General features: G+C 73.6%; 7 protein-coding genes. 3 read left to right on the forward strand and 4 right to left on the reverse strand.

The annotated features are described in order from the left end of the window. Both NH602_RS25250 and NH602_RS25255 read left to right on the forward strand, forming a co-directional pair. A partial coding sequence (locus NH602_RS25250) for an ABC transporter permease (RefSeq protein WP_308292880.1) occupies window positions 1-781 on the forward strand: 781 nt, incomplete at its 5' end. Between the two features lies 1 nt (window position 782). After that, entirely contained in the window at window positions 783-1,769 is a 987-nt protein-coding gene (locus NH602_RS25255; RefSeq protein WP_073575473.1) for a glycine betaine ABC transporter substrate-binding protein, read from the forward strand. A gap of 70 nt (window positions 1,770-1,839) precedes the next feature. On the opposite strand, the gene mihF is transcribed toward NH602_RS25255, so the two are convergent. From mihF to NH602_RS25270, 3 genes are all read right to left on the reverse strand, one after another. After that, complete coding sequence (gene mihF / locus NH602_RS25260; RefSeq protein ID WP_020621796.1) at window positions 1,840-2,151, reverse strand: integration host factor, actinobacterial type; 312 nt, start codon at window positions 2,149-2,151, stop codon at window positions 1,840-1,842. Window positions 2,152-2,398: 247 nt separating this feature from the next. Next, complete coding sequence (locus NH602_RS25265; RefSeq protein ID WP_073575472.1) at window positions 2,399-2,842, reverse strand: nuclear transport factor 2 family protein; 444 nt, start codon at window positions 2,840-2,842, stop codon at window positions 2,399-2,401. 91 nt (window positions 2,843-2,933) lie between these two features. After that, window positions 2,934-4,361, reverse strand: a complete 1,428-nt coding sequence (locus NH602_RS25270) for an NAD(P)/FAD-dependent oxidoreductase (RefSeq protein ID WP_100879877.1) — start codon at window positions 4,359-4,361, stop codon at window positions 2,934-2,936. Window positions 4,362-4,614: 253 nt separating this feature from the next. Here NH602_RS25270 and NH602_RS25275 point away from each other — a divergent pair, with 253 nt between their 5' ends. Beyond that, window positions 4,615-6,255, forward strand: coding sequence for an asparagine synthase-related protein (locus NH602_RS25275; protein ID WP_308292881.1), 1,641 nt, complete (start codon window positions 4,615-4,617; stop codon window positions 6,253-6,255). 53 nt (window positions 6,256-6,308) lie between these two features. Here NH602_RS25275 and NH602_RS25280 read toward each other — a convergent pair. Next, window positions 6,309-8,196, reverse strand: a 1,888-nt coding sequence (locus NH602_RS25280) for an LCP family protein (protein WP_253069093.1), incomplete at its 5' end; no start/stop codon positions are given.

Consider the following 8,196-nt stretch of genomic DNA (forward strand, 5'->3'; position numbering starts at 1 on the left):
CGCCCGCCCGGGCGCGACGACCGGGCCGCGGCCGGACGGGACCGCCCGCCCGGCCCGGCGGTGGGCGGCGCTGCTCGCCCGGCCGCTCGTGGTCGTCGTCGCGCTGACGACGCTGTACCTGGTCGTGTCCTCCCGCGAGCTCGACTCGATCGAGGCCCGCAGCCTCGACGCCGCCTACATCGCGAGCCGCACCTGGCAGCACGTCTGGCTGACCGCCGTCGTGTCCGTGCTGGTGCTGGTGATCGCGGTGCCGCTGGGCGTGCTGCTGACCCGCGAGGCCACCCGCCGCTTCGCCGGGCCGGTGCTGACCGTGGCCAACATCAGCCAGGCGATCCCGTCGATCGGTCTCATCGTGCTGTTCGCGGTGGCGTTCCTGACCCTGCCGGTCACCGTGATCGCGGTGCTCGCCTTCGTCCTCCACGGGATCCTGCCGATCGTCCGGAACACCATCGCCGGGCTGGAGCAGGTCGACCGCTCGGTGATCGAGGCGGCCCGCGGGATGGGGATGACCCGGCGCGGTGTGCTGTTCTCCGTCGAGCTGCCGCTCGCGGTCCCGGTGATCCTGGCCGGCGTCCGGACCACGCTGACGATCACCACCGGCACCGTCGCGCTCGCGACGTTCATCGGCGCCGGCGGGCTGGGCGACATCATCTCCAACGGTCTGGCGTCCAACCGCACCCTCGTCCTGGTCACCGGCAGCGTGCTGGTCGCGGCGCTCGCGCTGCTCATCGACTGGCTGGCGGGCCTCGCCGAGGACGTCCTGCATCCGAAGGGGCTCTGAGATGACCACCCGTTTCCCGCGCCGCGCGCTGCCCGGCCTGCTCGCCGGGGTCGCGGCACTCGTCTCGGGCTGCGGCGCCGCGGCCGCCGTCGCCGGCCCGTCGCCGCAGCAGCTGCGCGGCGGGTCCCTGGCCCGCGACGTCGACCTGTCCGGCGCCGAGCTGGCCGTCGGCTCGAAGGAGTTCACCGAGCAGCGGGTGCTCGGCGCGATCACCCTGCTGGCGCTGCAGGCCTGCGGGGCCCGCACCGTGGACCGGACCGGCCTGTCCGGCTCCACGATCGTCCGTGCGGCCCTGGAGCAGGGCGACGTCGACGTCTACTGGGAGTACGCCGGCACCGGCTGGACGTTGTTCCTGGGCAACGACACGACCATCCCCGGTGAGCGGGCGCTCTACGACGCTGTCGCCGCCCAGGACCTCGAGCGGAACGACGTCGCCTGGCTCGGGCCCGCCCGCTTCGGCAACCAGTACGCCGTCGCCCGCCGCGGCGACGCCGACGGCCCGCTCGCGCAGGTCCGGACGCTGTCCGACCTGGGGCCCTACTTCGCCGCCGATGAGTCCCGGGCGACGTTCTGCGGGGCCGCGGAGTTCCTCGACCGCGAGTTCGCCGACATGCAGGCCGCCTACGGCATCACGTTCCCGGCCTCGCAGACCTACCAGAACGACTTCGCGCTGAACTTCGTCAACGTCGCCCGGTCCAGCCCGTGCGACCTCGCGGAGGTGTTCACCACCGACGCGCGGATCCGCTCGCTCGACCTCGTCGTGCTGGCCGATGACCGGGACTTCTTCACCACCCAGCTGGCCGCGCTGACCTGCCGGGCGGAGACCGTGGACCGGTACCCGCCGCTGCGGGCCCTGGCCGCGACGCTGGGCGAGCTGCTCACCGTCGAGGTGATGATCGAGCTGAACGGGCTCGTCGACCTGGAGGGCCGCAGCGCCACGTCGGTCGCCCAGCAGTTCCTCGCCGGCCACGGCCTCATCGGGGCCTGACCCGCGGAACGCGCGACGGCCCGGTCCGCACAGTGTGCGTACCGGGCCGTCGCGAAGAGCTGGGGGAAGGTCAGCCGACCTTCTCGATCAGCGCGGCGCGCTGACGGTCGCCGAGCCCGGCGGCACGACGCGACACGTCGATGCCGGCCTCCTCCATCACCTTGGAGACCTTCGCCGGGCCCCAGCCCGGGACGCTCTTGAGCAGGTCCGCGACCTTGGTCTTCCCGACGATCTGGTCGGTCTTCGCGCGACCCAGCACCGCGGGGATGGTCTCCTCGCCGCTGGCGATCTTGTCGCGGAGCTCCTTGCGGGCGGTACGGGCCGCAGCCGCCTTCTTGAGCGCCTCGGCGCGCTGCTCCGGGGTCAGGGTGGGCAGAGCCATCGCTGACAACTCCTCTCGGTTCACGCACCCCGCTCACCGGGGTGGACTGCCATCTCCGATCGCGGTACAGACTGGCAGAGACATCGCCACGACCTGCGGGAACCCCCTCCTCAGGGCGTGTCGGCCCTGTTCGACGCCGTCCGTGGCGCTGCTCACCGCACCCGGGCGACCGCCCGTCGCACGGCGCGGGGGCGGGACTGTTGCCGCAGGTCAGCGGCATGAAAGCGCGAAAGCGGTGACGATGGGCTCACCCGTCGAGCACGGAGCGCAGTCCCGTGACGTCCCAGAGGGTGCGGACCTCGTCGATCCGGCCCTGCCGCACCCGCACCAGCTGCACCGCCAGCACCTCCGCCGCGCGTCCGGTGGGGGCGAGCCCGGGCACCAGCCACGGCAGTTCCCGGTCGTGGGTGAAGCCGACGCGGACCTCGTCGACCACCCGGCGGACGTCGACGGTGCGCGACACCCGGGTCCGGGTCAGCCCGGACGGCCGGGCCGCGGCGAGGGCGGCCAGATGCGCGACGACCGCGTCCCGGCCGTGGCCCCCGGCGCCGGTCGGCAGTTCGGTCCAGCTCACGTCGGTGGCCAGCGCGGCCGTCGCCGGGCCGGGGTCGCCCGCGTCGTAGAGCGCGTCGGCCGCGGTGTCCCAGAGCCGTGCGATGTCGCGCATCAGGACCTGCATCGCCGGGGTCACCCGATCACGGTGCCACGCCCCGGCCCACCCGCGCACGCGACGACGCCCGGGGGCACGTGCCCCCGGGCGTCGGTCGTGGTGCGTGGCCGGCTCAGCCCGTGGCGGCCGGGCGCTCGGGCGCGGGCGGCGTGCCGGGCGAGACCCGCGGGTCCAGCTCGGCGCGCTCGTCGGTCTTCTCGCCCAGCGGCTTCTCCGGGTCGACCGCCTTGTCGTAGGACGCGGTGACGCTGATCAGCCGGTGCCCGCGGAAGCGGGCGTAGCGCAGCGACCGCAGCCAGTTGTAGAGCGTGCCGAAGCGGTTGCCCCAGCCGATCAGGAACATCACGTGCACGTAGCACCAGATGAAGTACCCGAGCCAGCCGGTGAGCTTGATGCCGCGGACGTCGGCGACGGCCTCGCGGGCGCCGATGGTCGCCATCGAGCCCTTGTCGAAGTACTTGAACGGGGCCGGGGTGGTGTCGTCGCCCTTCGCCCGTGCCTTGATCAGCTTGCCGACGTAGGTGCCCTGCTGCATCGCGACCTGCGCGACGCCGGGCAGCCGGTCGATGGTGGAGACCATGTCGCCGATCGCGAACACGTCGCGGCGGTCCGGCAGGCTGCAGTCCGGGTCCACGGTGAGACGGCCCGCGCGGTCCACCTCGCCGCCGGAGGCCTTCGCCAGCAGCTCGCCCAGCGGGGAGGCCTGGACACCCGCGGCCCACACCTTGGTGCGGGCGGTGATGCGCTCCTCGCCGTTCGGGCCCTTCACCGTGATGGAGTCGGCGTCCATCCCGGTCGCCATGGTGTTCAGGCGGACCTCGATGCCCTTCTTCTCCAGGGTCTTGCGCGTGTAGTTCTGCAGCTTCTTCGCGAACGGCGGCAGCACCGCCGGCGCCGCGTCGAGCAGGATGATCCGCGCGGAGCGGGTGTCGATCGACCGGTACTCACGCGGCAGCACGTACTGCGCCAGCTCGGCGAGCTGACCGGCGAGCTCGACGCCGGTGGGGCCGGCGCCGACGACCACGAAGGTCATCCACGCCTGCTTCTCCTCCTCGGTCGTCGCGACCTCGGCGAGCTCGTAGGCACCCAGGATGCGCGAGCGCAGCAGCCGGGCGTCCTCGATCGACTTCATGCCGGGCGCGTGCTCGGCCCACTCCGGGTGCCCGAAGTAGGCGTGCGTGGCGCCCGCGGCGACGACGAGGGTGTCGTAGGGCAGCACGATCCGCTGCCCGTCCGGCGCGGCCGCGTGGACGACCTTGGCCTCGAGGTCGATGTCGCCGACCTCGGCGAGCAGGGTGCGGACGTTGCTCTGCTTCTTCAGCACCCGGCGCAGGGCCGGGGCGATCAGGCCGGGGGACAGGATGCCCGTCGCGACCTGGTAGAGCAGCGGCTGGAAGAGGTGGTGGTTCGTGCGGTCGACGATCGTCACGTCGACATCGGCGCCCTTGAGCGCCTTGGCGGCCTGCACACCGCCGAACCCTCCGCCGACGATCACGACCTTGTGCCGGCCCTGCCGCTCGTCGTGCTCTGCCGTGCTCACCTGAGTCCGCCCCTTGTCGGTCGGTCCTGGCGCGGCATCACCGCGCACCTGCTCGATGGCCGGTGTCGGTCCCCGCCTCCGGACCCTGAGTCCTGGTGTCGGCGGTGGACGGCGGCCGTCCTGGCCGGTCTCCGACCGTACGAACCCACGGCCGCCGGGGCAATTCGGATCGCTCCGGAAACGCCTTTCAGAGTCCGAACTCACACGGTGGGGGAGCGGAAGCCGGGATGCGGGTTCGCGCGACCGTGCGACGATGGAGCCCATGTGCGGGATCGTGGCTGCGTTCGGTGGACCCACGGCGTGGCCGGGCGGTGAGCCCGCCGACCCCGGGAAGTACGAGCGGATGCTCGCCCGGGTGGCGCACCGCGGCCCCGACGACACCGGCGTGCAGGTCGTGGGGAACGCCTGGCTCGGGCACCAACGCCTGTCGATCATGGACGTCAGCGGCGGGCACCAGCCGATGTCCGACGCCGCCCGCACCGCGTGGATCGTCGGCAACGGCGAGATCTACAACCACGAGCGCATCGCCAAGGCGTTCCCGGACGGCACGGTGCGCACCAAGTCCGACACCGAGGCCGCGCTGCACGCGGTGATGTGGGACGGCCAGGCCGCGGTCGCCTCGCTGAACGGCATGTTCGCCGTCGCCATGGGGCGCACCGACGGCGCCGGGCTCGTCGCCCGGGATCCGTTCGGCGTGAAGCCGTTGTACTGGGTGCCGCCGGCAGAGCTCCGTGACGGCGGCGGCGGTGCGTCCGGGGCTGTCCCGTACACCGCGCCGGACCCGTCGGAGACGGTGCTGTTCGCCAGCGAGCTCCGCGCGTTCGACCCCGAGGACCGCCCGTACGTGCGCTCGTTCCCGCCCGGCTGCCTGTGGAGCCCGTCGTCGGGGCTGGTGCGGTTCGCCGACGCCGTGCCGGTCGAGGTCCGCCCGGCACGCCGCGCGATCCGCCCCGGCTGGGACGACGCGGACCTGTCCCGGGTGCGCGAGGCCGTGGTGTCCGCGGTCCGTCGCCGGATGATGTCCGACGTCGGTGTCGGCGTGTTCCTGTCCGGTGGCCTGGACTCGGCGCTGGTCGCGGCCATCGCCGCGCAGGAGGCCCGGGCCCGAGGCGAGCAGCTGCCCACCTTCGCCGTCGGGACCGCCGAGTCCGGTGACCTGATCGCGGCCCGCAAGGTCGCCGCGCACATCGGGTCGGACCACCACGAGATCCTGGTGACCCCCGAGGACATCGCCGAGGCCCTCGACCACGCCGTCGAGGTCATCGAGCACTACGACCCGGCCCTGGTCCGCAGCGCGGTGCCCAACCTGATCCTCGCCCGCGAGGCGGCGAAGAAGGTCAAGGTCGTGCTCACCGGGGAAGGTGCCGACGAGCTGTTCGCCGGTTACTCCTACATCCACGGCCCCGAGTACGCCGACCCGGACACCCTGCAGGCCGAGCTGGTCCGCTCGCTGGAGCAGCTGCACCACCTCAACCTGCAGCGCTGCGACCGCACCACCATGTACTTCGGCCTGGAGGCCCGCGAGCCGTTCCTGGACTCCGGCCTGGTCCGGGCCGCGCTGGCGCTGCCGCCGGAGTGGAAGCAGTGCCCGGACGGCCGCCCCGAGAAGGCGATCCTGCGCGAGGCGTTCGAGGGCTGGCTGCCCGAGGATCTGCTGTGGCGCGGCAAGGAGCAGTTCGGCGACGGCTCCGGCGCCGGCACCGTGCTCGCCGAGCTGGCCGCCCGCAAGGCCGCCGCCGCGGCCGACACCGGGGTCACCGACGGGGTGCCCGAGCACCCGTCCGACTCCTGGCCGCTGCGTAGCGAGGAGGAGGTCCTCTACCACGGGATCTGGCGCTCCCACTTCGACGGGATCCGGCCGGACCACGTGCTCGGGGCGTTCGCGACGGCCTGAGCGGCGCTCTGCCCCGGTCGCCCGACCGGTGCGGCGGGCTCGGCCGCGGAGGGCTAGTTCTGGTCGGGACGGAGGCCGTCGACCTGATCGGAGCCGGAGACCCCGCTCGAACCGGTCGCGGACGGGTCCTGCGACGTGCCGGGCTCGCCCCCGGCGGGGACGTCGGCCGCGCCCGTCGACGCGCAGGACTCCTCGACCGACTGCGGCAGCGCCGCGGCCGGGTCGGGGGTCGGCGACGCGCTCGCCGAGGACGACCGCGACGACTCCGTGCTCGGGGACGGCTGCGCCGTCGGGGCGGCGAGCGCCGGGGCGGTCCCGGGCGCCGGCTCCGGGGCCGGGTCGGCGATGGCGTTGCGGACGACCTCGCGCATGTAGGAGACGTCGGGGTCGGCGGTGACGAAGTAGCCCGTCGAGGAGTTCGGGTCCGGCAGCGACGGGTCGAACGCGACGCTCTCCAGCCGGAACCCCTCGTCGGCCAGGACGGCCAGCGCGGGCAGCACCTGCTGGGGCATGTCGGTGGCGACGTTGTCCCGGGTCACCGCGGCGATGCTCTGGAACCGGGAGATCAGCTCGGTCGCGGTCGTCTGCGAGATGACCGCCTGGATCAGGCAGCGCTGGCGGCCCATCCGCTGGTAGTCGGTGCCGTCCCGGCGGGAGCGCGCGAACCACAGCGCGTCCTCACCGCCCAGGGTCTGCACCCCGGGGCTGATGTAGCGGTCCGGGGTGACGTGCCTGCCGAACGCGGTGACGCCACCGACCGGGATCGGCTCGGGCCCGACGTTCACGGTGACCCCGCCGACGGCGTCGATCATCGAGGAGAACCCGGCCATGTTGACCTCGAGGTAGTAGTCCAGCGGCAGGCCGGTCATGTACGCGATCGAGGACTGGAGCAGGTTGATGCCCGGCGACGACGTCGGTCCCGACGGCGCGATCTCCGGGTGCTGCTCGGCATAGGCGTAGATGGCGTTGAGCAGGTAGTCGCCCGACAACGGCTGCGACGGGTCGTGGAAGCCGTCCGGGAACTCCTCCGCGGCCGGGCTGCCCGGCGGGAACTCGGCCCGCTGGATGTTGCGGGGCAGGCTGAACAGCGTCGTCCGGCCGGAACGGGTGTCGATGCTGGCGACCATCATGGTGTCGGTACGGGTACCGGTCCGGTCGTCGCCGGCGTCGCTGCCCAGCAGCAGCACGTTCAGCCGGGGCTTGCCCAGCGCCTCGGCCGCCGAGGTCCCGCCGCCCTGGAACAGCGAGTTCAGCAGCCCGCGCTGGGAGTTCATCAGCTCGACGCCGTAGCCGAAGGGCACGGCGACGGTGAGGCACAGCAGGGCCGCGGTCCCGGTGCCGAGGATCTTCCGACCGAGCGGCATCCCGCGCGGCCGGGCCAGTGCGTAGGTCCGCGCGACCTGGGCGATCCAGGCGATCCCGGCGACCACCAGCGCCACCGCGATGACGGTCAGCGTGGTCGTCGACAGCAGGTTCTGGAGCAGCGTCGAGCGCCGGGCCAGGAGCACCACCGCCGCCAGCCCGACGACGATCGCGACCACCGTGCCGAGGATCAGCCCACCGGTACGACGGCGGCGCAGCGCGAGGTGTCCGCTGCCGGGCACCACGGTGGACGCCACGGTGAGTCCGAGCGCGGCGGCGAGGGTGCGCCGCGCGGGGTCGGGTGCGGCCGACCTGCCGGCGGGCGGGGACAGCGTGCTGTTCCCCTCGCGCCTCTCACCGCGGCCGCCCCGGGCCTTCGCCGCGGAGCCTCCCGCCGCCGAGCCTGCTGCGGCGGTTCCTGCTGCGGCGGTGCCTGCCGCGGCACCGGCGGCGAGACCGGTGTGCGGTGGCCGAGGAGGAGCGGAACGCGAGGTGTCGCGCGGGGCCTCCGGCGCGGACCCGCCCGGACCTGCCGGGCGTGTGTCGGCGGGGCGCCCCTGCGGTCCGTCCGGTCTGCCG

The organism is Pseudonocardia sp. McavD-2-B, from assembly GCF_024124365.1.
Classification (GTDB): domain Bacteria; phylum Actinomycetota; class Actinomycetes; order Mycobacteriales; family Pseudonocardiaceae; genus Pseudonocardia; species Pseudonocardia alni.

What these genes read in the sequence shown, in the direction of transcription:
- mihF (WP_020621796.1), bottom strand. Translation starts at nt 2,151, where the DNA reads ATGGCTCTGCCCACCCTGACCCCGGAGCAGCGCGCCGAGGCGCTCAAG.
- NH602_RS25275 (WP_308292881.1), top strand. Translation starts at nt 4,615, where the DNA reads ATGGAGCCCATGTGCGGGATCGTGGCTGCGTTCGGTGGACCCACGGCG.
- NH602_RS25255 (WP_073575473.1), top strand. Translation starts at nt 783, where the DNA reads ATGACCACCCGTTTCCCGCGCCGCGCGCTGCCCGGCCTGCTCGCCGGG.